Source organism: Hymenobacter glacieicola, from assembly GCF_014640315.1.
Taxonomy (GTDB): domain Bacteria; phylum Bacteroidota; class Bacteroidia; order Cytophagales; family Hymenobacteraceae; genus Hymenobacter; species Hymenobacter glacieicola.
On record NZ_BMGS01000003.1, the window covers coordinates 285,110 to 307,721 of the forward strand.

The 22,612-nt window shown below is 60.8% G+C and carries 21 protein-coding genes; 6 read left to right on the top strand and 15 right to left on the bottom strand.

What is annotated here, in order from left to right; genetic code table 11:
- Window positions 1-113 precede the first annotated feature (113 nt).
- Together IEW18_RS07130 and IEW18_RS07135 are read left to right on the top strand one after the other, a co-directional pair.
- Window positions 114-806, top strand: a complete 693-nt coding sequence (locus tag IEW18_RS07130; RefSeq protein WP_188557143.1) for a toxin-antitoxin system YwqK family antitoxin — start codon at window positions 114-116, stop codon at window positions 804-806.
- A gap of 81 nt (window positions 807-887) precedes the next feature.
- Window positions 888-2,168, top strand: coding sequence for a protoporphyrinogen/coproporphyrinogen oxidase (locus tag IEW18_RS07135; RefSeq protein ID WP_188557144.1), 1,281 nt, complete (start codon window positions 888-890; stop codon window positions 2,166-2,168).
- Between the two features lie 92 nt (window positions 2,169-2,260).
- On the opposite strand, the gene IEW18_RS07140 is transcribed toward IEW18_RS07135, so the two are convergent.
- From IEW18_RS07140 to IEW18_RS07150, 3 genes are all read right to left on the bottom strand, one after another.
- Complete coding sequence (locus IEW18_RS07140) at window positions 2,261-3,031, bottom strand: exodeoxyribonuclease III (protein ID WP_188557145.1); 771 nt, start codon at window positions 3,029-3,031, stop codon at window positions 2,261-2,263.
- Between the two features lie 149 nt (window positions 3,032-3,180).
- Window positions 3,181-3,540 (bottom strand): hypothetical protein, encoded by a 360-nt coding sequence (locus tag IEW18_RS07145; RefSeq protein WP_188557146.1) that lies wholly within the window; start codon window positions 3,538-3,540, stop codon window positions 3,181-3,183.
- A gap of 2 nt (window positions 3,541-3,542) precedes the next feature.
- Window positions 3,543-3,920, bottom strand: a complete 378-nt coding sequence (locus IEW18_RS07150) for a carboxymuconolactone decarboxylase family protein (RefSeq protein ID WP_188557147.1) — start codon at window positions 3,918-3,920, stop codon at window positions 3,543-3,545.
- A 207-nt stretch (window positions 3,921-4,127) separates the two neighbouring features.
- Here IEW18_RS07150 and IEW18_RS07155 point away from each other — a divergent pair, with 207 nt between their 5' ends.
- Complete coding sequence (locus IEW18_RS07155) at window positions 4,128-4,832, top strand: ComF family protein (protein ID WP_188557148.1); 705 nt, start codon at window positions 4,128-4,130, stop codon at window positions 4,830-4,832.
- A gap of 94 nt (window positions 4,833-4,926) precedes the next feature.
- Here IEW18_RS07155 and IEW18_RS07160 read toward each other — a convergent pair whose 3' ends face one another.
- Window positions 4,927-6,195 (bottom strand): SUMF1/EgtB/PvdO family nonheme iron enzyme, encoded by a 1,269-nt coding sequence (locus tag IEW18_RS07160; RefSeq protein WP_188557149.1) that lies wholly within the window; start codon window positions 6,193-6,195, stop codon window positions 4,927-4,929.
- Window positions 6,196-6,263: 68 nt separating this feature from the next.
- The gene (locus IEW18_RS07165) at window positions 6,264-7,322 is read right to left on the bottom strand and encodes a PorP/SprF family type IX secretion system membrane protein (RefSeq protein WP_188557150.1); all 1,059 of its coding nucleotides are present in this window, start codon (window positions 7,320-7,322) and stop codon (window positions 6,264-6,266) included.
- A 254-nt stretch (window positions 7,323-7,576) separates the two neighbouring features.
- Here IEW18_RS07165 and IEW18_RS07170 point away from each other — a divergent pair, with 254 nt between their 5' ends.
- Both IEW18_RS07170 and IEW18_RS07175 read left to right on the top strand, forming a co-directional pair.
- Entirely contained in the window at window positions 7,577-10,651 is a 3,075-nt protein-coding gene (locus IEW18_RS07170) for an AsmA-like C-terminal region-containing protein (RefSeq protein ID WP_188557151.1), read from the top strand.
- Between the two features lie 253 nt (window positions 10,652-10,904).
- Window positions 10,905-11,753 (top strand): DUF4382 domain-containing protein, encoded by an 849-nt coding sequence (locus tag IEW18_RS07175; RefSeq protein ID WP_188557152.1) that lies wholly within the window; start codon window positions 10,905-10,907, stop codon window positions 11,751-11,753.
- A gap of 265 nt (window positions 11,754-12,018) precedes the next feature.
- Here the strand turns inward: IEW18_RS07175 and IEW18_RS07180 are convergent, their stop codons facing one another.
- From IEW18_RS07180 to fumC, 7 genes are all read right to left on the bottom strand, one after another.
- Window positions 12,019-12,642: a thioredoxin family protein gene (locus IEW18_RS07180; protein WP_188557153.1), complete on the bottom strand. Its 624-nt coding sequence runs from the start codon at window positions 12,640-12,642 to the stop codon at window positions 12,019-12,021.
- Between the two features lie 103 nt (window positions 12,643-12,745).
- Window positions 12,746-13,249 carry a DinB family protein gene (locus IEW18_RS07185; RefSeq protein WP_188557154.1) on the bottom strand — a complete coding sequence of 168 codons (504 nt, stop codon included), beginning with the start codon at window positions 13,247-13,249 and terminating at the stop codon, window positions 12,746-12,748.
- Between the two features lie 98 nt (window positions 13,250-13,347).
- Window positions 13,348-13,815 carry a DUF6970 domain-containing protein gene (locus tag IEW18_RS07190; RefSeq protein ID WP_188557155.1) on the bottom strand — a complete coding sequence of 156 codons (468 nt, stop codon included), beginning with the start codon at window positions 13,813-13,815 and terminating at the stop codon, window positions 13,348-13,350.
- Between the two features lie 109 nt (window positions 13,816-13,924).
- On the bottom strand, window positions 13,925-14,332 hold the full coding sequence (locus tag IEW18_RS07195) for a diacylglycerol kinase family protein (protein ID WP_188557156.1): 408 nt from the start codon (window positions 14,330-14,332) through the stop codon (window positions 13,925-13,927).
- Window positions 14,325-14,921 carry a GNAT family N-acetyltransferase gene (locus tag IEW18_RS07200; protein ID WP_188557157.1) on the bottom strand — a complete coding sequence of 199 codons (597 nt, stop codon included), beginning with the start codon at window positions 14,919-14,921 and terminating at the stop codon, window positions 14,325-14,327. The genes IEW18_RS07195 and IEW18_RS07200 overlap by 8 nt, the downstream gene beginning before the upstream one ends.
- A gap of 85 nt (window positions 14,922-15,006) precedes the next feature.
- Window positions 15,007-16,065 (bottom strand): DHH family phosphoesterase, encoded by a 1,059-nt coding sequence (locus tag IEW18_RS07205; protein ID WP_188557158.1) that lies wholly within the window; start codon window positions 16,063-16,065, stop codon window positions 15,007-15,009.
- Between the two features lie 248 nt (window positions 16,066-16,313).
- Window positions 16,314-17,720 carry a class II fumarate hydratase gene (fumC, locus tag IEW18_RS07210; RefSeq protein WP_188557159.1) on the bottom strand — a complete coding sequence of 469 codons (1,407 nt, stop codon included), beginning with the start codon at window positions 17,718-17,720 and terminating at the stop codon, window positions 16,314-16,316.
- A 185-nt stretch (window positions 17,721-17,905) separates the two neighbouring features.
- Here fumC and IEW18_RS07215 point away from each other — a divergent pair, with 185 nt between their 5' ends.
- Window positions 17,906-18,199 carry a hypothetical protein gene (locus tag IEW18_RS07215; RefSeq protein ID WP_188557160.1) on the top strand — a complete coding sequence of 98 codons (294 nt, stop codon included), beginning with the start codon at window positions 17,906-17,908 and terminating at the stop codon, window positions 18,197-18,199.
- Between the two features lie 486 nt (window positions 18,200-18,685).
- On the opposite strand, the gene IEW18_RS07220 is transcribed toward IEW18_RS07215, so the two are convergent.
- The 3 genes from IEW18_RS07220 to IEW18_RS07230 form a co-directional block, all read right to left on the bottom strand.
- Window positions 18,686-20,095: a TonB family protein gene (locus IEW18_RS07220; RefSeq protein WP_188557161.1), complete on the bottom strand. Its 1,410-nt coding sequence runs from the start codon at window positions 20,093-20,095 to the stop codon at window positions 18,686-18,688.
- On the bottom strand, window positions 20,082-20,717 hold the full coding sequence (locus IEW18_RS07225) for an RNA polymerase sigma factor (RefSeq protein ID WP_188557162.1): 636 nt from the start codon (window positions 20,715-20,717) through the stop codon (window positions 20,082-20,084). The genes IEW18_RS07220 and IEW18_RS07225 overlap by 14 nt, the downstream gene beginning before the upstream one ends.
- 509 nt (window positions 20,718-21,226) lie before the next feature.
- The gene (locus IEW18_RS07230) at window positions 21,227-22,006 is read right to left on the bottom strand and encodes a porin family protein (RefSeq protein WP_188557163.1); all 780 of its coding nucleotides are present in this window, start codon (window positions 22,004-22,006) and stop codon (window positions 21,227-21,229) included.
- Between the last annotated feature and the right edge of the window lie 606 nt (window positions 22,007-22,612).

Below are 22,612 nucleotides of genomic sequence, written 5' to 3' on the forward strand. Positions count from 1 at the left end.
TGTATTCTCGACGCCTGATTTTCTTGCTGACCAGCTTCCTTGTGTGCGTAGCTACTCTCTCGGTTTCGGCGCAGCAGCCCGACTCTAGCCGCCGCCCGCAGCTTGCCAGGGCTATGGCGGCTAGACCCTACCGGGTGCTCGGGTCCGACAGCGTGGCCTTGTTCTACACCGCTGATTATGAACTGTGTCCGCCGGGCTGCGCTACCATTCGGCGCCACGCCCGCCTAGATAGTACCGGTATGTTTTTCGGGTTCGTGCGCGACTACTGGATGCATACGGCCCAGCCGGCCCTGACCGGTGCGTATAAGAATGGGAAAAAGGAAGGCGTGTTTGAAGTATTCCACCCCAACGGAGAGGTAGCCACCCGGGCGTACTACCGCGGGGGCCAGCCGGTGGGCAATTGGGCCTACTGGTACCCATCGGGCCAGAAACGGCAGATTCTGAGCTTTGGCACGGGCGAGGCGCTGCTCATCCAGCAGTTTTGGGCCGAAGATGGCCAGCAACTAGTGCGCGACGGCCAGGGCTCCTGGTACCGCACCGATGCCGGCCTGCGCGTGGAAGGCAGCGTGCTTAATGGCTTGCCTACCGGCCGCTGGCGCGTGCGCGAAGCAACAGGGCGGCAGAGCATCAGGGCCGAGGAGCTGTTTCTCAAAGGCCGTTTTCGGGCGGGCATTACACGCCCGACCGGTGATTCTTACTACGACCAGTCGCGCATCTACATTACGGACCTGGACAGCTACAGTGAGGCCGAACGCTTTTTGCTGCGCCCTGTCTGCCCGCCAGATTCGGCCGCCGGGGCCAAGTAGGTCGGGCAGCGCGGAGAGGGGCCGGAGGTGTTCAGCTTGGGCGCCCCAACCTTCCGGGGTGTTTTCCAGTTTGGGCAGGGTATGACAACTGCCGCTACTGCTTCTCAACTGCCCGTTATTATCATTGGGGCCGGTATGGCCGGCCTGACCTGTGCCTGTTACCTGCACCGCGCCGGCCGGCCCGTGCTGGTGCTGGATGCCGCTGATGCGGTGGGCGGCCGCATCCGGACCGACGTTACGCCGGAGGGCTTCCGCCTCGACCGGGGCTTTCAGGTGCTGCAAACCAAGTACCCCGAGGTGCAGCACCTCATGGACTACGGGGCCCTGCAGCTGCGCGCGTTCCGCTCCGGGGCCGTCATCCGCCTGCCCGATGGCCAGCAGACTACCCTGGTAAACCCGTTGCAACAGCCTACGGCAGCGTTTTCGGCGCTAACCTCGCGGGTGGGTACCCTGCCCGACAAGCTGCGGCTGGCCAGCCTGGTGCAGCACGTGCGCGGCTTCAGCAGCGGCCAACTCATCAGCCGCAATAGCACCAATCAGCTTGACACGCTAACCTTTCTGCGGCAGTACGGCTGGAGCGAGCAAATCATCCAGAACTTCTTCCGGCCCTTTTTTGGGGGCGTGTACCTAGACCGAGGCCTGGGCACGGCCGCCAATTTCTTCGAATTCGTGTTCAAGCAGTTCGTGGAAGGCGAGGCCGCCCTACCGGCCTTGGGCATGCAGCAAATTCCTGAGCAGCTGGCAGCCCGCCTACCCCAGGGCAGCGTCCGGCTTCAGGCACCCGTCAGCAGCATCGAAGGCACTACGGTACGCTTAGCCGATGGCACCACCCGGGTAGGGGCCGCCGTGGTAGTAGCCGTTGATGGAGAATCTGCGGGCCGCCTGCTACCGCCCGCAACCAATACGCCGGCCCTGCAGTGGCGCCGCACTACTTGCACCTACTTTGCGGCCCCCGCTTCGGCCACCCGCCCCGATAAGTTGCTGCGACTCAATGCTTCCCCCACCGGGCTGGCGCATAACGTGGCCTTCCCCTCCGACGTAGCCCCGCAGTATGCCCCGGCTGGCCAGCAGTTGGTTTCCGTGAGTACGCACGGCGAGCATGGCCTTACCGAAGCGGAGCTTACCGCACGCCTGCGCCAGGAGCTAACGGCCTGGTTCGGACCCACGGCTGCGGAGTGGACGCATTTGCGCACGTATTTTATTCCCTACGGTTTGCCGGTGTACGGGCCGGGCCAGCCGGCTCGTCAGACGCTAAAGCTCAACGAGACGCTGTACCGGTGCGGCGACCATACCGCCTACCCCTCACTGAATTCGGCTATGGCCTCGGGCCGGGAAGTAGCCGAAGCCATCCTGAGTGCCTAGTCTCTGCACCTGGGTTGCTGAACTGCCAGTGCCGCTACTCCTGTCCTCCATGAGGGTAAAGTAGCGGCGCTGGCAGCTTCGTATGCGCAGGCCTACACGTTGAGCACGAGCTGGGCCGGGCAGTGGTCGGAATGTACTACGTCGGGAAGCAGATGAGCCTCTTGGATACGGGGCTGTAACTCCCGGTCTACTAACAGGTGGTCGAGGCGCCAACCTACGTTACGGGCACGGGCCCCGGCCCGATACGTCCACCAGGAATAGTGGCCGGTAGCGTCGCCGTGGTGGTGGCGGAAGGAATCGGTGTAGCCATCGGCCAGCAAGTCCTGGAACCACTGCCGCTCTTCCGGCGTGAAGCCGGGGCTTTGCTGGTTGGCCTTGGGGTTGTGCAGGTCGATGTCGCGCTGGCAGCAGTTAAAGTCGCCGCCGATAACCAGGGGCGGTGTGCCGGCCGCCTGCAGTTCCCGCACGTAGCGCCGGAAAAAGTGCAGCCACTCTACCTTGAATGCCTGCCGCTCCGGGCCACTGGTACCCGAGGGCATGTACACGTTCAGCACGGAACACCCCGGAAAGTCGAGGCGTAGCACCCGGCCCTCGTCGTCATACAGCGCAGTGCCACAGCCTTCTACCACGGCCAGCGGCTTCTGCTTCGAGAAGGTAGCCACGCCACTATAGCCGGGCTTGCGGGCCGGATGCAGGTAGGCATGGTAGCCCAAGGCTTCCAGGCCCGACACATCAAGCGGCTCCCGCCCGGCCTTGATTTCCTGCAGGCACAGCACATCGGGGCTGGCCTCGCGCACCCACTCTACCAGCCCCTTGCTCAGGGCCGAGCGCAGGCCGTTCACGTTATAGGAAATGATGTTCATCTTATCGGATAGGCCCCCCGGCGAGGAAGCACGACGTTCCGCGCCATTACGGGTAGTTAGGTTGGATGAACAGTCAAGGCTGCTGAATTGCTCAAAGCCCGTCCAGCTTAGCCGGACGGGCTTTGAGCTACCCTGCCGCCCGTTCCTGGCTACTCATCTTCCTGGGAGTCAAAGTATTCTAGAATGTGCCACTTTAGCATCCGTTCCTGCTCCTTGAGGTTGGCAAACGGTACGGCATGCACCAGCCGGTAGTGGGGCCAGCCTTCCTCATCCACGTGGTCTAGCTCGTAGTAGCCGGAGAGGCTGAACAGGCGGCAGGTAGCAATGTGCATCAGGTCCTGCTTCTGTTCTTTGGTAAACGGGCCGGCACCCTGTCCCAGTTCCTGCACGCCAATGAGTAGCAGCAGGGCATTCAGATCGGGCTTTTTGCCGAACCGCTCCCGCAGTTGGTTCATCAGCTCCCACCAGCGCTGCTCGAACTGGGCTTCGGTTTCCTGGGGGTCCAGCATGGCTAGGCGTCGTGGGAGTGGGGCGGGGCCAGGGCAGTGGCTTCCTCTTTCAACACCTCCCAGTACTCCACGGCGCGGCGGAAATGCGGAATCACAATGCTTCCCCCAATGAGGTTGGCAATGGCGAAAACCTCATAGATTTCCTCGTCGTTGATGCCTTCTTCGTAGCACTTGCCCAGATGGTACTTGATGCAGTCGTCGCAGCGTAGCACCATGGAGCAGGCCAGGCCCAGCATCTCCTTGGTTTTTACGTTCAGGGCGCCCTCCTGGTAGGTGTTGGTATCGAGGTTGAAGAAGCGCTTAATCACCTTATTATCGGCCGCCATGATCTTCTCGTTCATGCGCTGGCGGTAGTCGTTAAATTCTGAGACGAGGCTCATAAGTAGGCAAAGGGTGAAATGAAAAATACGCCGCTCTCCCGCACGGCAGCGGGCTCTTCCCGACGCCATGCCAGCGTTGGGGGCCGGATGCATTTCGGGGATTCGCGTTTAAACCTTAAAATTAGGGAGAAGTTCGCCAGCGCCCTACCTATGGCCGGGGCGCCAGCTACCCCCTACCGCACTCTGCTATTTTTATTCCTTCTATACATGCCGCTTCCTACCCTACTCGCCGACTTTGTTGGGCTTGTGTTTCCGCAGGTTTGCCTAGCCTGCCAGGACCCGCTAAGCCGGGGCGAAGACCACCTTTGCACAGCTTGCCGGGCCCAACTACCATACACGGATTATCACCGCCTGCCCGCCAAGGACAACCCCTTGGCCCGCCGGTTCTGGGGCAAGCTTCCAGTTGAGCACGCCTTCAGCTACCTGCGTTTTCAGAAGCACGGCCGCGTGCAGCACCTGCTGCACCAGCTTAAATACCGCGGCCAGCAGGACGTTGGGCGGGTACTGGGCCGCTGGTACGGGCAGGAGCTAGCCGAGGCCGGCTTTGCTACCGCCTTCGACCTGATCCTGCCTGTTCCGCTCCACGCCCGCAAACTAGCCCAGCGCGGCTACAACCAAGCCGACAGCTTCGCCGAAGGCCTGGCCACCGGCCTGGGCCTCCCCTGGCAAGCCGACGGCCTGCGCCGCATCACCCGCACCGACTCGCAAACCCGCAAAAACCGCCTGGAACGCTGGCAAAACGTAGCCGAAGTTTTTGAGGTGGCCCAACCAGAACAGGTGGCCGGCCGACGGATTCTGGTAGTAGACGACGTGCTAACCACAGGCGCTACCCTGGAAGCCTGCGCCGCCGTACTGCTCGCCGCCGGCGCCGCTACCGTCAGCGTCGCCACCATTGCCACCGCTGATCGGTAGGGCGTCACTTCCCATGATTTGTGAGAAGCTATAAAACAGAAAAAGCCGCTTCGTACGAAGCGGCTTTTCCTTGTTTAGGCCGAGGCCAGAAATGTTACTTGTTCGAGCCAGCGTTGATCATGGCGCACCGGAAACCGATGGTAGCCGTGGCGGAATCTTCCGCCATGAAACGACGCGTACCGGGCGAGAGCCAGTAGGCTACATCGCGCCACGAACCGCCTTTGTACACGCGCACGTGGTCGTCGATGAGAGACTGGTAACCCTTTTTGTCGTACTTCTCCGAAGGGTCCAGGAAGCCGTTGCGGCGGAAGGGGTTCAGATCTTCCACGTCCTCGTAGGAAAGCGGACGGTAGATGTCCTGCACCCACTCGTTTACGTTGCCCGACATGTTGTACAGGCCGTAGTCGTTGGGCGGGTAGTTATAGATGTACTCCGTAATCATGGCGCCATCGTTGAGCGAGCCGGCAATACCGGCGTAGTCACCGCGGCCCCGCTTGAAGTTGGCCAGGAACTGACCCATGCCTTTGCCGTATGGGTTCCGCACCTGACGGCCATCCCAGGGGTAGATGCGCTTGTTTTCCTGGTTTTCGTTGCCCGTTTCCTGGGTACCGATAAGGGCCTGCGCGGCGTATTCCCACTCAGCCTCGGTGGGCAGACGGTAGTTCGGCAGGGTGTTACCGTTTTCGATGGCAATTTTGGTTTTGCCGCCGTCCTCGGAAGTGCCTTCGGCGGCGTCGCCGGCGTCACCACCTTTCTTTTTCTTACGACCGAACAACCCGCCGCCTTTGCTGCTGCCGGAGTCGCCTTCGTCGCCTTCACCCGCCAACCGCTCGTTCACTTTCGCCGTGCGCCAAGTGCAGTAGTCGTTGGCCTGCAGCCAGCTTACGCCTACTACCGGGAAGTAGCGGAAGCCGGGGTAGCGCAGGTAGTAGTCCACGTAGGGGTCGTTGAACGACAGCTCGCGGGCCCACACCGTGGTGTCGGGCAAGGCCGACTGATAGAACTCCTCAGCTGAGTCTTTGCGCACGAAGTGCAGGTATTCCAACCAGTGAATGTTGGCCACTTCGGCCTCGTCCATGTAGAAGGAAGCCAGAGTCACGGTCCGCTCGATGTTGTCGTGGGTCATGGCCACATCCTCTTCGGCGGAGCCCAACACAGTACGACCACCTTCGATGAATACCAGACCGGGACCTTCCGGGATGCCCTGGTAATCAGACACTCTCATGCCCTCCTCGGTGTTGTACTCAATGCCCGTGGTAGAGCTGTACTTACCGGGTTTGGTGGCGGTGGGAGGCCCACCTTTACAGGCGGCCAGCGCGCAGGCTCCCACTACAGCAAAGCGCAGGTACTTGGAAAAATTCATGATCAAGTTGAAACTACCTGTGAGAAAAGCGTTTAGACAAGGCAAGTCGGCTGCAATAATACAAAAAATCAAAAGGCGGGGCAAGGAATTGACGGGTAATTCCGTCGTTTCAGCCGGCGCCAAGCGGCTTCCAGCGAATCAAACTCCCGAAGGGCCAGAGAAATTTCATGGGCGCCACCTAAATCACGGCTGAACTGACTGAGGCTCACATCGTAGCTATAACCGAGCCGAAAACTTCCCACTGCTACCCCCGCTACCGCCGTCAGGACCTGCTGGGGCTTGGGTGCCCCGGGCAGCGGCACCCCGCGGTACACGGCCCCCAGAGTGAGGGGCGTCGCGGTAAAATACAGTCCAGCCTCGGCTCGCTGGGAGCCACCCTGCCGGGCATAGCTCACGGTGGGCGAGAGGCTGACTTCCTTATTTTCTCCTTTAATAGTAGTGCGCACAAAATACTGCTTGTAGCCCGCCTGCAGGTTAAGCCGCAGGGGCAGCGTCGTTTGGGTGACAAACGCCAGGTCCGGCTGGTTCAGGTGGTGAGCTGCCGCGCCCAGCCAGAACCGGTTGGTGTAGAGCAGCCCGCCCACGCTGGCAGTAACGTAGTGAACCGGCTTATAGTCTGCTACTTCCAAACTAAAATCGCGCGTTACACCTTCATCCGACAGCTGGTCGCCAAACACCAGGTTGCCGTAGCTGACCCGCTGCAACCCGTAGCTGACCGAAGCGCCGCCACTGAGGCTGAGCTGCTCATTCAGGCGCAGGTGATGGGCATACACGCCGCCGGCCTGAAATCGGGTGTAGCCGATGCCCCCGGTACGGTCGTAGTTGACCAGCAAACCGGCCGCACTCCGCTGGTTCTGGAAGCGGTAGTCGGCCGCCAGCTGGCTGCTTTGGAAGGTGCCGGCCAGGGTCGGGAACTGGTTGCGGTAGCTAAGCGTGAGGCTGTAATCATCGAGCAGGCCGGCGTAGGCCGGGTTAAGCTGCATCCGGTTGGCGTAGGGCTGGGCAAAATACAAGTCCTGGGCCTGCGCCGTGAGGCAAGCGCCGAGCACCAATCCGGTAGCCAAAGCGCACCGCCTCACCGGGGCGCGCTGCATAGTAGCCAAGTACGACGGGCGGAGCATGCTCATAAGTATGATGCCTAACGGTGAGAAACAGGCTTTTGGTACGCGTTGGGCGCTGACTACGGGCCTAAAATGGGATTTTCTTTCCTGACTTCTGGCACCAACGCGACGGACCACGGCGTTACCAAACTTAACCTCAGCGTTTTTTTAGGGCCTCTTCCCGCGGCCGGCGGGGTTTCGCACTACTTTTGCCTACTTCGTGCTGATTGGATTTTGGGGCCGCCAGCCCTTTTCGTCGCTTCTCTTTTTCCTCTACCGTTATGCGCAAATTCTTTGTCGGGCTGCTGGTATTTTTGGTGGTGCTGATAGCCGGCCTGGCCCTGGCCCCGCTCCTGTTTAAGGATAGAATAAAAGCGGCCTTCGACCAGCAGCTGGCCCAGCGGGTGAAGGCCACCGTGCTCTACGACCCGGCCAACGTGGACGTGACCCTGCTCAGCTCCTTCCCCGACCTATCGTTGCGCCTGGACCAGCTGCGCGTCATCGGCCAGGATTCCTTTGCCCGCGATACGCTGGCCTACCTGCCCCAAGTGCGGGTAGGGCTGGATTTGATGAGCGTTATCGGGGGTAGCCAGATCAAAATCAAGAACGTGACCCTGGAGCTGCCCGACCTGAGTTTGCGGGTGCTCAAGAGCGGCCGCGCCAACTGGGACGTGTACGTGTCAGACTCGGCGGCGGCCTCCAAAGGCCAGGACACGACGGCCGTAAGCCTGGCCATTCACGGTTGGCAGATCAATAACGGCCGCCTGCGCTACGAGGACCTGACGATTCCGTTCGGGATGCAGCTGCGGGGCGTGAACCACTCCGGCTCCGGCGACTTCGAGCAGAACGTGTTTGACATGGTGAGCCAGACGACGGCCGAAAGCTTCTCCATGCAGTACGACGGCACTGAGTACGTGACCAACAAAAAGCTGGACGCCGACGTGACCCTGGCCATGAACCTGGAAAAGATGCTGTTCACCTTTAAAGACAACCAGGTGAAGCTGAACGACTTTCCGGCCTCGTTCCAGGGTACCATTGGCCTGCCCAACGATACGGACATCACCTATGATTTGACCTTCAAAGCCCTCGAAACCGACTTTAAAAACATTCTGAGTTTGGTGCCCGGCGCCTACACGGCCCAGTTCAAGGACATAGAGGCCACGGGCAAGGTAGCGTTTGACGGCTACTTCAAGGGCGTGCAGAACGAGGTGAAGATGCCCGGCTACGGCCTGAACCTGCAAGTGAAAGAGGGCAGCTTCCACTACCCCCAGCTGCCCCAGCGGGCCCGCAACATCAACGTGGACATGGTGGTGGACAACCCCTCGGGCTTCACGAACAACGTGAAAGTGAACGTAAAGCAGTTTCACCTGGACCTGGGTAGCAACCCGATTGACGGCAACGTGGCCATCGACGGGCTGGAGCCCATGAAGGTGGACGGCCGCGTGAAGGCCAACGTGGACCTGGCCGAAATGATGAAGGTGTACCCGGTGCAGGACCTCTTGCTGCGGGGCAAGCTGTTTGTTGATGGTACGGCCCGCGGCATCTACTCCCAAACCCAGATGCCGGTAGTACAGGCCAAGATGAACCTGACCAACGGCTACGTCAAGAGCAAGCAGTTTCCGGCCCCCATCGAAAACCTGACCCTCACCGGCACCGTCACGAACCCCACCGGCCAGCTCAACGACACCCACGTGGACATTCCGCAGTTCCGGATGCTGCTGGACGGGGAGCCGCTGCAGGGCCGCGTGGCTACCCAAGGCGTGGACAAGCTGCGCTTTGATACCGACGTGCATGGCGTGGTGGACCTGACCAAGCTCACCAAAATCTTCCCGCTCCAGGGCATGACCGTGACGGGCCGCCTCAGCGGCAACGTGGCGGCCAAAGGCAACATGGCCGACATTGAGGCCGGCCGCTACCAGACGGTCGTGGCCTCGGGCACGGTTAACGCCCAGAACATCACCTACAAGAGCACCGACCTCCCCCAGGGCATGAAGGTAAACCGGGCCACGGCTACCTTCAACAACGACAAGATTGTGCTGCAGAACATGGCCGGCTCGGTGGGCTCCTCCGACATTGCCGCCGCGGGCACCATCAGCAACTACATGGGCTACCTGTTCGTGCCCGGCCAGCCCCTGCGCGGCAACCTGACGGTCAGCAGCAACCGCTTCAACGTGAACGAGTGGATGGTAGACGAGGTATCAGCCAAGCCCACGGTAGCGGCTACCGGCCCGGCGCCGGCCAAGGCCGAAGGCGTGCTGCAGATTCCGAAGGAGTTTGACCTGGTGCTCAACACCACCGTGCAGCAGGTAGTGTATGACAACCTCAAGCTCGACAACGTGAAAGGCATTGTAACGGTGCGCGACCAAGCGGCCATCCTCAACGGCCTGACATTTAATACCTTGGGTGGCGCCTTTGCGACCAGCGGCAGCTACAGCAGCAAGGACCTGGCCCATCCCAAGTTTAACCTGGGTCTGAACATCAAGAACCTGAACTTCCAGAACGCCTTCAAGGCCTTTAACTCGGTGAAGGCCATGGTGCCGCTGGCCAGCAGCCTGGAGGGCGTGTTTTCCACCAACTTCAACGTGAGTGGGGAAATGGGTCCCGACATGATGCCCAGGTACAGCACGCTCACGGGCAAGGGCCTGTTTGAAGTAGTGCGCGCCGCCGTGGCCAACTCCTCGGTACTGGATAAAATCAGCAGCCTGACTCAGTTTCAGGAATTGAAGAAGTTTGCGGTGGACAACAAGGACGTAGCGGCCGAAATCATCAACGGCAACTTTGTGGTAAAGCCCTTCGACCTGACCGTGGGCCAGATCAAGATGACGGTGGGCGGCTCGAACAACATCAGCAGCGGCGGCCTGGAGTACGTCACGGCCCTGAACGTGCCCACCGGCAAACTCGGCAACCAGCTCAACTCCCAGCTCACCCGCCTTACCGGCGTTTCCAACCTGCAGGGCACCGACCGGGTAACGCTGGGCCTAAATATAGGCGGCACCGTCACGAATCCGCAGGTAAAGCTAACTACGGGCAGCGTAAAGGCCCAGGCCAAAGACCTGGTTAGCAACATTGTGCAAGCCAAAGTAGACGACGCCAAGCTGAAGATGCAGGCCCAGGTCAAGGTAGCCCAGGACAGCTTGCAGCGGGAGTTGCAGCGCAAGCAGCAGGAGTTCACTCAGAAGGCCCAGCTGGAACTAGAGAAAAAGCGCCTCGAAGCCCAGGCCAAGCTCCAGGACAAAGCCAAGCAAGGCCTGAACAACATCCTTTTCGGTAAGCCCAAGCCCCAGCCGGCCAAGCCTGCCGAGCAGCCCAAACCCGCCGAACCAGTGCCGGCCGATACAGCTAAAGCCAGTGACTAAGCTGAGCCGACCACCTACCTTACCGAAGCCTGCTCCACTTGGTGGGGCAGGCTTCGGTTGTTTTAGTAGAGTATAGAAGGTCAGCCGCAAACGCCAGGCAGCGCTTACAGGGCCTTTTAGCACAAATTTCAGATTGTAGAACTTATTTTATTCGAGCAAAGGCAAAAGTTGGCTAACTTCTTGCCCGAACGCCGCCGTCAGGGCTACGTAGTAGGCTGACTTTCCTGTTTTTGTTTCCCACAACCACTCATTTATGCAACTCGCTCGTTTACTACCCCTTGCCCTGCTGGCACCCTTGGCCCTGGCCAGCTGCAGCAACGACAACGACTCTTCGGACTCCGCTAACGCGGCCAAGCTGGAAGTGCGGCTGATGGACGCCCCCGGCGACTTCCGCACCGTAGTGCTGGACGTGCAGAAAATTGAGGTTCACCTGAAGGAGGAGAAAGACCCAGCCGTATATCAGCTGCTACCCTTCAAAGCCCAGACGATTAACGTGCTGGACTACGTAAACGGGAAGTCGGCTCTGCTGGTCAGTACTGATTTCACCCCCGGCGACTTGTCGGAAATCCGGCTGCTGCTTGGCCCCGACAGCTACGTGATTGGCCGCGACGGGCAGCGCTACGACTTGAAAACGCCCAGCGGCCAGACGTCCGGGGTGAAGCTCAAGCTGGATAAAGCCTCCCTGCAGGCCCGCCAGACCTTCCAGCTCCTCTTGGATTTCGACGTGGCCAAGTCCATTGTGGAGCGCGGCAACTGGAAGCCCGGCAACGACAAAAAGGAGCGTTACCTGCTGAAGCCCGTGATTCGGGTAGTGGCTCAGGACATTGCGGGCGGCTTGCGCGGCACCGTAACGCCCGCCGCGGCCCTGCCCCAAGTACTGGCTATTCGTTCGTCCATCACCGTGCCCGATACGTTCAGCACGGCCGCCGATGCCTCCGGTGCATTTCAGCTCAGCGGCATTCCGGCGGGCACGTACCGGGTGGAGTTTTTCCCGACAACTACTGCGCCTACCGGCCAGCCAGCCTACCGCGTGATTACCCGCACGGGCATCACTGTTACCAACAACCAGGTAAGCGAGCTGGGCCAGACCACGCTCAACTAAGTTGACCTGACAGCACTACCACCCTAAAAAAGCCCTGACTGCTTAGTCAGGGCTTTTTTTAATGCGGGTCAGTGTTCACAACTTCACGCAGGCAGCCCCGTGGGAGACTCCACCCAAGCTACTTGTGGCGGAGGAAGTGACGCTGTGCCGCCGAGCTCCGGTTTTCGCCTAGATGTGCTGCTGCTCCCAGGCCGGTGCGCTAAGGCACCAAGTAAGCCTCCGGAAGCTGGAATACCAGATACACCAACCAGGTAGCTCCGCCAGATTACTCCAGCCCCTGTACCAGCTGAAGCAGCTCCTGCTGCGTGTGCTGAGTTTTATCCTTGGCGTACCAGCCGTGCAGCTTTTCGGCAAACTCCTCGTGGGTAGCGCCGGCCGCTTTCATTGTCTGAAACAGCTCCTGCGCCGCCGCCGGTCGGGGTCCCCACTGGGCCACCTCGTGCAGGGTGTCAGCCCGCAGCACAATCAGCTTGGGAATGGAGCGGCCCCCGTTGGTCAGGTACTGGTCCATGAGGTCCAGGTTTTCGTCGCGCAGCAGGTAGTGGGTAGTGATGCGGCCCTGGCTGGCCTGGGCTATCTTTTCCAGCACAGGCACAATCTGGGCCGCGTCGCCGCACCAGCCTTCGGTCAGGACCAGCCACACGTAGCGCTGCTGCAACCCCTGAATGGCGGCAAGCAGCTCGGGTTGTACTTGCGCCTGCTTGTCGAGGCGCTCCATGCGTTGGATGTTAAGCTGGGCGTACGCAGTCAGGGCCTCCGACTGGGTAGTGCCGGTGGTTTTGCCTTCCGCCATCAGCGTGGTAATCAGCTGTCGGTAAGCACTATAAGAGTAAGCGCGAGCCAGCTGTTCGGGGCTCAGCACTGGCGAAGAGGAGGCGGAAGTTGTCATGGAAACTAAGGGGTAGGAAAGCAGATAGTAGTACAACGAAAAACCCTTCCGCACGGCCAATAACCGGCTGCGGAAGGGTTTAACAAGCAGGCGCAAGAGGAAGTTACAAACTGGGCACATCGGCCGCCTGGGCCTTGGCCGACAGCTCGCGGCAGTAGGTAATGAAGTCGGTGTTAATGGGCTCCAGGCCGGCGGCGCGTAACTCCTTGGCTACTTGAGCGCGGTGATAGTTGCCGTGCACGGGCACGTGGGTCAGGATGTCGGAAACCTGGCTGGTGTAGCCTTCCCCAATGGAGTTGGTATAGGTAATGAGGCGCTGCATTTCCGCGTCATCGGCCTGAATGCCATACTGATGGAAACGTTCGGAGGTTTGCTCGTGCCAGTGGTGTAGGGTAGCCAGGTCGTGCTCCTGCCACACTTTCACGGGGCTGGGCGTGTTGGTCATGCGGCCGAGCCAGATGGCCTGGGCGTTCAGCACGTGGCTGAACAAGCGCAAGGCGCCGGCGGGAATGGTCGCGCCTTCGGCCACGAGGCCGTCGAGGTGGCGCAGCAGGGTTTCATTGGCCCACACGGTGTAGGCGCCCAGCTTTTCAATAGTGTTAATCATGGGTAAAAAAGAAGGTAATGGAGTAACGAGGTAAGGAAGTGACGAGGTTAAGAAGTCTGATGCCTGGTCACCTCACCGCTTCCTTGCCTCTTGTACTTTTAGCGGGGGTCTTGCCACACCAGCCGCTCCTCGGTTCGGTTTTTCACAAAGTCGGGACACTTGCCGTCGCCTTTGCCCGTGAGGCCGCCGTCGGGGTGGCAGAGCAGCTTTCCATCGGCGGCGTAGAGGTTGGTGAACTGGTCGCAGCAGGGGCTGCTTTCGTAGTACACCGTGGCCCCGTCGAGCTGGTAGCTGTAAATGTGAATGGGCGGATTCTGCTTTTCGGCGTTGCTGTGCTGTTGAATCCGGTCGGCCAGCCACTTCGGGCGCTTGGTGGCGTCAAACACGGCATCAGGGCGCGGCGTAGGCTCAATGGTGTTGGCGCTGGTAGGCGCGGGGGTCGATACGCTGCCGGCCAGCCCGGTTTGGGGGGCGTCGGTGGGCGTGGTGACGGCCACATTGCGCTGGCAGCCCGCACTGTGGAGCAGAACGGCCAGGGTAGGAATCAGAAGCAGGGAAGAGCGCATGAGCAAGGCAAGAGGTAGAACTTCCCCGCACCCGAGGGCTAAAGGGGCGGCAAATATGCACACAAAGCTTGGTTACGCAGGCAACCGCCAGTGGTTCTACTCCCCTTGCTTACCGGCCGAACAAGGCCCAGACCCGCGGCCCGAAAATCAACAGCCCCACGGCCAGGGCGGCCAGAGCCATAACCAGCACGGCACCGGCGGCCACGTCCTTGGCCCGGCCGGCCAGCGGGTGGTAGTCCGGCGACACTAGGTTCACCACTGCTTCAATAGCCGTATTCACCAGTTCAGCGCACCACACGGCGCCCACGGCTAGCGCCACGGCCGCCCACTCCCACCGTTCCAGCCCAAAGTACAGCCCCAGCCCAACGGTTACTACCGTGGCCACGGCGTGAAACCACAGGTGCACCTCGGTTTGCAAGGCTGCCCACACGCCCCGGAAGGCATAGCCGAAGCTGGCGGCCCGCTGGCGCACTAGGGCCGGTAAACGGCGCGGAGGCTGGGGCGTGGGCTCAACCACGGGCGTCGAACTGCTGAAACACGGTGTGACGCAATTGGTCCCACTCGGGCTTCAGAATGCTGAAGTACACAGAGTCGCGGCGAAGGCCACCCTGGGTTTTCATGTGACTGCGCAGGATGCCTTCTTCGGTAGCGCCCATGCGGCGCATGGCCTCGCGGCTTTGCCAGTTGCGGGCGTCAGTTTTTAGCTCTACCCGCTCGCAGCCCAGCTCCCCGAAAGCGTATTTCAGCAGCAAATGCTTGACGGCGCGGTTGAGACCCGTACGCTGGTAGGCGCGGCCCAGCCAGGTCCAGCCAATTTCCAGCCGACAATCATCGAGGGCAATGTTGCCGTAGCTGGTGCTACCCGCCACCCGGCCGCTCTGCCGGTCTACAATGGCGAACGGGTAGCGGCGGCCCGCCTCCCGCTCGCGCACGGCCTGGGTCAGGTAAGCGGCCAGTTCCACGCTGTTCTGGGGCATGGGCGTGGTGGTAAACTGCCACACGGCCGGGTCAAAGGCAACCTCCTTCAAGTCGTCGAAGTCGGTCAGTTCGAGGGGGCGCAGGCGGACGCGGCTATTTTCCAGGGTGATGCAGCGGGCGAAATCCATGGGCAGGTTGGCGGGGAAGAGGTACCAAAGATAAAGTACAGATTACTCTGCTGCCTTCCATCATTACGCTGATTACTACGTGGCCTTAATAGCCTAGTCCGCGCAGCAATACGTCATAGTCAGCCGCGGAAAGGTGGCCGCCGCTGGCCTGGGGGTGGCCGTGGGCGAAATTAGCCGGGGGTGTAGCGCCCACCCGGGCAAACGCGGCCCGCAGCATATTCGGAATATGCAGGTTGCCCGCAGCCCGCCCCGATATAGCTACCATGCCGTTGGGCAGGTAGCCCAGGTTGGCGCACAGCACTACCCTATCCGAGAGGCGGGTAATCCATTGCTGAGCAATGAGGGGGTGAATCTGGCAGGGCGAGTTGATAGTGACAATGGCGACAGGCGCGGCATCGGGGCCCTTGGGCGGAAACTTCGGGGGTAACTTGCGGGCCGCAGCCAGGGCGGCGGCTACTTCGGCCCGGTAGCCGGCCAGCACCTCATCCTGGGCCAGACCGCGCGGGTTATCGTCGCGCAGGAGGTAGCGCAGGGGCCGGTCCAGGTCGAACTCCCCGGCCCGGCGGGCGGCGTTGCACATGGCCACGGCCTCCTTGAGCCACTTGGCGGTGTATTGCTTTTTCACGGCCGCCAGCGGGGCCCAGGCGGCCTGGTCGCCGAGGTCGGACAGGATGCCAATGGCCGCTACCCACTGCAAGTCCGTTACATCGGCTTCGGCGGCCAGCAGCTCGTAGGCCAGCCAGGCCGAGCAGGGCACGGGGTCCAGACCGTAGCCGGTCAGTACGGTGCCACCGGCCGGGGGCTGCCCTTCCGGAATGTGGTGGTCGACGTAGAGCACGGGCACGCCGTGCGCCTCCAGCGTGCCGTGGGCGTGCACGCCCAAATCGGTAACTATCAGCGCATCCGGCTGCCGGGCCAGCAGCCGCTCGTGGGCGCCGGGCGTCAGAAAGGCGTTTTCGCCCTTGCCGGAAGGTAGTACCTCTACCTGCCACGTAGGGTTAATCCGGTTCAAACCGCGCCCGAACAGCGCCCCGGCCGCCAGCCCATCGGCATCGAAATGGCAGAACACCACCACGCGGCCACCGGCCGGAATCTGGTCCAAAAAGGCGCGAAACGGCGCCACAAACTGCGGATACGCGGGCATAAAAACGGGCAGCCCGCATAGTAGCCGGCTGCCCGTTGTTCGTAAAGCCGGCCGCTTAGGTTGTAGCGCAAAGTCAAGGCTAAGACTAGAAAACTAGCTCCCTCCTCAGATGAGGAGGGGTTGGGGGTGGTTGACCTGTCGTTGACCTGTCGTTGAACGAATACTAGTTCTAGTTTCTAACTCTAGTCTTTCAACCACCCCCAACCCCTCCTCATCTGAGGAGGGGGCTAGTTTTCTAGTCTTAATTCTTACTTCTTGATTTCGCCGACCATGTCCTCGGGCTTGAGCCACTCGTTGAACTGCTCCTCGGTGAGGTAGCCGAGTTGGAGGGCGGTTTCTTTCAGGGTTGAGCCGTTTTTGTGGGCGGTCTGGGCAATTTCGGCGGCTTTGTAGTAGCCGATGTGGGGGTTCAGGGCCGTTACCAGCATCAGGCTGCTGTCCACGTGCTTCTTAATGTTGACTTCCAGGGGCTCGATGCCGGCGGCGCACTTGTCGTTGAACGACACGCACACGTCGCCGATGAGGCGGGCCGAGTGCAGAAAGTTGTAGATCATCAGGGGCTTGAACACGTTCAGCTCGAAGTGGCCGTTCATGCCGCCGATGTTGATGGCCACGTCGTTGCCCATTACCTGCGCCGCAACCATGGTCATGGCCTCCGACTGGGTGGGGTTCACCTTGCCGGGCATGATGCTGGAGCCAGGCTCGTTGTCGGGGATGTGCAGCTCGCCGATGCCAGCGCGCGGGCCCGACGCCAGCAGACGGATGTCGTTGGCAATCTTCATCAGCGAAGCAGCCACCGTTTTCAGGGCGCCGTGGGCCTCCACGATGGCGTCGTGAGCGGCCAGGGCCTCAAACTTGTTTTCGGCCGTGATAAAAGGCAGGCCGGTGAGGTCGGCAATGTGCTTAGCTACGTTTTCGGAGTAGCCGGGAGGCGTATTGATGCCCGTGCCCACGGCGGTGCCGCCCAAAGCCAGCTCCGAGAGGTGAGCCAGGGTGTTGTTGATGGCACGCAGGCCGTGGTCGAGCTGCGAGACGTAGCCGCTGAACTCCTGCCCTACCGTGAGGGGGGTAGCATCCATGAGGTGGGTGCGGCCGATTTTCACGATGTGCATGAACTGCTCCGACTTCTGGCGCAGCGTGTCGCGCAGCTTCTCGATGCCGGGTATCGTCTTCTCTACCAGGATCTTGTAGGCCGCAATGTGCATGGCCGTCGGGAAGGTATCGTTCGAGCTCTGCGACTTGTTCACGTCGTCGTTGGGGGCCAGGAACTTCTTCTCGTCGGAAAGCTGACCGCCGTTCAGGACGTGGCCGCGGTAGGCCACTACCTCGTTCACGTTCATGTTGCTCTGGGTGCCCGAGCCGGTTTGCCACACCACTAGCGGAAACTCCTGGTCGAGCTTGCCTTCCAGTATTTCGTCGCAGACGCGGCCAATCAGCTCGGCCTTCTCGGCCGACAGAATGCCGGCGTCGCGGTTGGTGAGGGCGGCGGCTTTCTTCAGGTACGCAAAGGCACGGATGATTTCCTTGGGCATCTTGTTGATGTCCTGGGCAATCTGGAAGTTATCGATGGAGCGCTGGGTCTGGGCGCCGAAGTAGGCGTCGGCCGGCACCTGCACGGTGCCCATGGTGTCTTTCTCGGTGCGAAACTGAGTCATGCTTCTAGTGGGTGAGAAGAGAATAAGGTAACAAGAAAGCGCGCGGCAAGCCGGCACGGCGCAAAAGTACGCAACGGCGTACGGCCCCGCACCGCTACCCCAAAATTCTGCCCCAGGTTCACCCGGCTGCCCGCCCGCTGCCTACGTATAGGCTAGCTCAAGCATCTTACTAGCTACTCTACGTCATGAAAAAGACCTTTGAATCTGAATCCGACGCCCTGTCCGTACAGCCCGAAACGCCCACCACAGCCCAGCCTTCCGCGGTAACCCCACCCGCCCAGGAAAACACGTCCCCCACGCCGCCTTCCGCCCACAACGGCACCAACAGCTCCGATAACGAAACGCCCGTGCCCGTAGCCGGCAACGGTGCCCCCGACTACAGCCAGGTGGAAGTAAAAACCGAGCCCGACCTGCCCCGCGAAGTAACGCCCGGCGGCAGCGCCACCGAACCCGAAAGCGGCGGCGGCTACAGCGGGTAGCGGGGAGATAGTGAGTAGTGAAATGGTGAGTTTGCCATTCCACCACCACTAGTAGTAGCCCCAGCGGGGCGGCACCATTCGTTGAACGAGTGGTGCCGCCCCGCTGGGGCTTTATTGTTTTTCGTACTTATGAACCGCTCGGCCGGGGCTACCGTTAGGTTTGCCTGAACGGCAAACTCACTTAGGGTATGTGAACAATAAGCTCCAGGACCGTCATGCAGAGGCGCAGCCGAAGCATCTCGCTCGAATCGTTGGGTAGTACTGCTGACTTCAGCACGCGAGATGCTTCGCTGCGCTCTGCAGGACGTTCTTTCTTGCTCATTGTCCGGATCAGCTCGACCAGCTCCGTGAACTGCCAGGTGTCTGCATGACATCCTATTTTGCTTACTGCCCCCTGGAGCAGGTTGGGGAATTGTTATGCTGAGCGTACCAAAGCACAACCATTCCCCAACCCGCTCTAAATCACTCAACCGCTCATTCACCATCTCACTCAATTTTAAACGGCACGGTGATTTCAACGGTGCGGGCGGTGCGGCGGCCGTTCTGGATGGCGGGAAACCAGGCGGGGCCTTCCTGCAGCAGGCGGATGGCTTCGGCGTCGCACTCCTCGGAGAGCTTCTTGACCACTTTGATGTCTGACAGCTTCCCATCAATGCCCACCACAAAGCGCAGTTTTACGTTGCCTTCCTGCCGGGCTTCCAGGGCTTTTTCGGGGTAGTCGAGACTGTCGCGCAGGTACTTTTTGAGGCCCGCGTAGCCCCCGGCGGGCATGGCCCCTACCGACATGGGCGCGGGCGGCGCGTCGCGGCGCACAACCACTACCTCACTAAGGGCTTTGGTATCGGGGGTGAGGGCCAAGGCCAGAGTAGAATCGGTGGGACGCAGAGAGCGGGTTTGGGCCGTGTAACCGATGGAGCTAACGCTGAGCTGCTTAGTGGTAGCCGGCACTTGAAGGGAGAAGGCCCCCTCAGCGTTAGTACTGGTACCGTTCTGAGTACCAGGCACCAACACCGTAGCGCCCGGCAGTGGTACCCCAGCAGCATCCGTTACCCGGCCTTGCACGGTGCGCAGGTCTGGTGAGGGTGGAGCCGCCGCCACGGCACGGGCAGCTCTGGCCTTAGCCTTCGTTGCAACACCAACTTCTTCAGCGCCAGACCCTTTCCATGCTTGACTTACTGAGTCTGATGCTGCTGCCGTTGAAGCTGCAACCTCGCCATTGGGTGGTTCAATACCCCCGTATGCCACTGCAGGACTTTCATCACTAGGAACTGGCTCATTGGCCGCCACCTGGCGCGCCGAAGGAGAAGGATGCCTTGCCAACACCCGCAACCGATGCAACGGCGCCGCTGGCGCAGCCGGTCTGACAGCAGCCAAATCGGGTGCCGCCGGCGCGGGCGTAACGGCGGCTACTTCCGGAATAGGCCCCGCCGTAGCCGCTGACTTCGGTGTTACCAGCATGGGGGCGGAAGGGGCAATGGGAGCCGTAGCAAGCGCTTCCTGCTGGCCAACTTCCGGCCGCGAGGCCGTATTCAGGGGCGCCGGGCGCAGCAGGGCAAACCACATCACGGCGGCCCCGAGGGTGAGCAAGAGTACTGCCGCCGCCGCCAGCTGTTGCCAGGCCCAGCCCAGGGCCGGCTTGGGCTTCGATTCCGTAGCGAGTTCATGGACGCGGGCGTTTAGGCGCTGGCGCAAGTCGGTTATACTCGCATCCGTCACGGCGGCGGGCTGCAATGCCAAGCCCTCGAGTAAGTCGGCGCAACGGGGGCAAGTAAGGGTGTGCGCTTCCACGCCGTGCTGCTCGGCGGGCTCCAGCATTCCGGCCACGTAGCGGCGCAGCACTTCCAGCGGCAGGTGCCGGGAAGCGGTGAGCTCAGAAGCAGAATCAGGGAGATGCATTGGAAGCAGCGGTAGTTTCGAGGTAGCGGCGCAGGTTGCGCTTGCCGTTTTGGAGGTGGCTTTTCACCGCGTTCAAATCGAAGCCGGTGAGGTCAGCAATGTCGCGGTAGCATTTCTTTTTGAGGTAGAACAGCTCCAGGCATTGTCGTTGGCCGGGGGGCAACTCGGCCAGGGCGTGTTCCAGCTGCTGGAGTTGCTGCTCGTGAAGGTCGGCTTCGGCGGGGTCATCATCTGCCAGATGCCGGGCCACCGCCGATTCCATACCGGCGGCGTCGGGAAAGTGCACCACCAGCGCCCCGCCCGCCGCGGGTCCGGCGCGCTGCCGGGCCCGCAGCACCATCAGGCAGTGGTTGCGGGCCGTGGCGTGCAGCCAGGGCGCGAAGTTCTCCACCTCGTGCTGGCGCAGCTTACTTACCAACTGCTCAAAGAGTTGCATGACGGCATCCTTGGCGTCTTCCTCGTCGCGGAGGTAGCGCCGGCAGATGGCCAGCACCTGGGTCATGTGCCGGTCGTAGAGCGCGCCCAGGTCGTGCACGTCGCCCGCGGCGTGGTAGCGCCGGAGCAGCTCCGCATCGGAGAGCTCGGCAGCAGGCGCAGGACGGCGGGAGCGACGAAAGAACATACCAGGGCCAGGAGCAAGAACCGAAAGCTACGCTTTCGGGCCGGAAAAGCCTGGGCCGTCAGCCTAGAACCACTACCCGGAAGTCCGAAATGAAACCTCAGAAAAATATTTTGTAGCGCCCATGTGGAATCCGGGGGTGAGGTGCATCTACCAAATAAGCTACTACCCTAACGCCTCCAATTATGTCGCCTCGCCATTCTTCCCAGTAAGCGCAATGCTGGTCCTGCTGGATAGCCGGCTTGCGCAGACCCCACCTCTTACTTCCGCTAACTACGCTTCTCGAACTACCTATTCCCTCCCTCCGAAGCCGGCTTTACCTTCACTCACTGGAGGCCGGGGCAGTGCTGGTTGCAGCCTCACTACCCCGTGCATGCACCGCCGGGGCAGCTTCGGCTTTATCCTGATTCTGCGTGTTTTATTCCTACCCGCGCTATTCTTCGTGTACATAAAAAAGGCCCCACCGAACTTCGGTGGGGCCTTTGTGGGGGAATAGGTAGTTGGAGAGAGAATTAGAACGAGTAGTTCACCGACGCCTTAATCACGCGGTTCTGAGCGTCGAAATTGTTGTTTTTGTCCAGGGACGAGAGGCCGTAGTCGTAGCCGGCGCTCAGGCCCAGGCCATTCTGGAACTGGTAGCCCAGGCCGCCCGTCACGGAGAAGTCCACAGGACGGAACTGGTCTTTGATGTCAAAGTCTCTGTTAAAGGCCGAGAAGCCCAGGGCGCTGGCATTCACGCGAGCCTTGCCCGAGAGCAGCACGGAGGCCTGCGGACCGGCGTACACGTAGAACCCATCGGTGAGGTAGGCCTTGGCCAGCAGCGGAATATCGAGGTAGGCCATGCGGGCCGTGGCTTTCACCTTGGCATTCAGGAAGTCGAACTGCTCCAGCGGAATACGGCCGGTCAGGGCGGTTCCTTTCTCGGAGTAGGCCACGCCGGGCTCAATGGCAAAGCGCGGGCCCAGGGGCAGGGAAGCGTAGAGGCCGGCATGGAAGCCCGTCTTCATTTCCTTGGTCACGGCCCCGTTGGTGTACTCCGCCAGGTCCATCACGCTGCTTACCGCATCACCCGACCAGTCGGCGACGTTTACCCCGGCGCGGATACCGAATTTCACCCCATCCGTGGCCGAAGAAGTGGAGTAGGAAGGCGTAGACCGCACCGAACGGGCCTGGGCTTTGCCGGTGTAAGCGGGCACACGGTGGGGCTGAATCTGAGCTTCAGCAGCCGTCGCAAAAGCAGTAACAAAAAGGGTAGCCGCAGCCAGGCGGCCGAAAAGTCGCTTCGTATTCATGGCAGGAAGAGTTGGAAGGAAGGGCCGGCTACCGAGGGTGCGCAACAGGTGGCTGCCGGCTTCGGAAGGGTAGTATCACAAAACCGTGCCAAGTTTTCGTTTCAGCACCGAAAGGCTTTTTTCTGCACGTAAACCACGTTTTTCGATTAAGAAAAGGCACCGCTACTTCCTTTGGTAGCCACGCTATACTCCCCAGCTAGTTTTCTTTTTATCCTGTCATTCCGAGCAGCGCGAGGAATCTGGGTTGCCCTTCAGTGAGTACCCTAGGTTCCTCTCGCCGCTCAGAAGGATAGTTCCAACTTTTGCCTTATCTGCGCCCCCTTAGCGGACTTTCGGCAAGTAATTGCCTTTGGCGGTGAAGGCAGCAGGAGTGGTTCAAAAAAGAACGTCACTCCGAGCAGCGCGAGGAATCTCGCGTGCTAAAGTTGCAGTAGTAATCAGACATCAGCACGCGAGATGCTTCGCTGCGCTCTGCATGATGTTCTTTTTGGGTTGATGACCACGTAACCAGCACATTCGAGGCAGTACACTGCTGACAGACTGGGCCGCAACCGAACGTTTGTTCGTACATCTTTTCAAGTAAATAATTTGGAATTGCCACTGATG

Coding starts and splice junctions, on each gene's coding strand:
- IEW18_RS07205 (WP_188557158.1), bottom strand. CDS start 16,065: ATGCCCGCGTATCCGCAGTTTGTGGCGCCGTTTCGCGCCTTTTTGGAC.
- IEW18_RS07190 (WP_188557155.1), bottom strand. CDS start 13,815: ATGCGCTCTTCCCTGCTTCTGATTCCTACCCTGGCCGTTCTGCTCCAC.
- IEW18_RS07230 (WP_188557163.1), bottom strand. CDS start 22,006: ATGAATACGAAGCGACTTTTCGGCCGCCTGGCTGCGGCTACCCTTTTT.
- IEW18_RS07185 (WP_188557154.1), bottom strand. CDS start 13,249: ATGATTAACACTATTGAAAAGCTGGGCGCCTACACCGTGTGGGCCAAT.
- IEW18_RS07140 (WP_188557145.1), bottom strand. CDS start 3,031: ATGAACATCATTTCCTATAACGTGAACGGCCTGCGCTCGGCCCTGAGC.
- IEW18_RS07160 (WP_188557149.1), bottom strand. CDS start 6,195: ATGAATTTTTCCAAGTACCTGCGCTTTGCTGTAGTGGGAGCCTGCGCG.
- IEW18_RS07215 (WP_188557160.1), top strand. CDS start 17,906: ATGAAAAAGACCTTTGAATCTGAATCCGACGCCCTGTCCGTACAGCCC.
- IEW18_RS07135 (WP_188557144.1), top strand. CDS start 888: ATGACAACTGCCGCTACTGCTTCTCAACTGCCCGTTATTATCATTGGG.
- IEW18_RS07130 (WP_188557143.1), top strand. CDS start 114: ATGGCGGCTAGACCCTACCGGGTGCTCGGGTCCGACAGCGTGGCCTTG.
- fumC (WP_188557159.1), bottom strand. CDS start 17,720: ATGACTCAGTTTCGCACCGAGAAAGACACCATGGGCACCGTGCAGGTG.
- IEW18_RS07225 (WP_188557162.1), bottom strand. CDS start 20,717: ATGTTCTTTCGTCGCTCCCGCCGTCCTGCGCCTGCTGCCGAGCTCTCC.
- IEW18_RS07150 (WP_188557147.1), bottom strand. CDS start 3,920: ATGAGCCTCGTCTCAGAATTTAACGACTACCGCCAGCGCATGAACGAG.
- IEW18_RS07200 (WP_188557157.1), bottom strand. CDS start 14,921: ATGGATTTCGCCCGCTGCATCACCCTGGAAAATAGCCGCGTCCGCCTG.
- IEW18_RS07180 (WP_188557153.1), bottom strand. CDS start 12,642: ATGACAACTTCCGCCTCCTCTTCGCCAGTGCTGAGCCCCGAACAGCTG.
- IEW18_RS07170 (WP_188557151.1), top strand. CDS start 7,577: ATGCGCAAATTCTTTGTCGGGCTGCTGGTATTTTTGGTGGTGCTGATA.
- IEW18_RS07155 (WP_188557148.1), top strand. CDS start 4,128: ATGCCGCTTCCTACCCTACTCGCCGACTTTGTTGGGCTTGTGTTTCCG.
- IEW18_RS07165 (WP_188557150.1), bottom strand. CDS start 7,322: ATGAGCATGCTCCGCCCGTCGTACTTGGCTACTATGCAGCGCGCCCCG.
- IEW18_RS07145 (WP_188557146.1), bottom strand. CDS start 3,540: ATGCTGGACCCCCAGGAAACCGAAGCCCAGTTCGAGCAGCGCTGGTGG.
- IEW18_RS07220 (WP_188557161.1), bottom strand. CDS start 20,095: ATGCATCTCCCTGATTCTGCTTCTGAGCTCACCGCTTCCCGGCACCTG.
- IEW18_RS07175 (WP_188557152.1), top strand. CDS start 10,905: ATGCAACTCGCTCGTTTACTACCCCTTGCCCTGCTGGCACCCTTGGCC.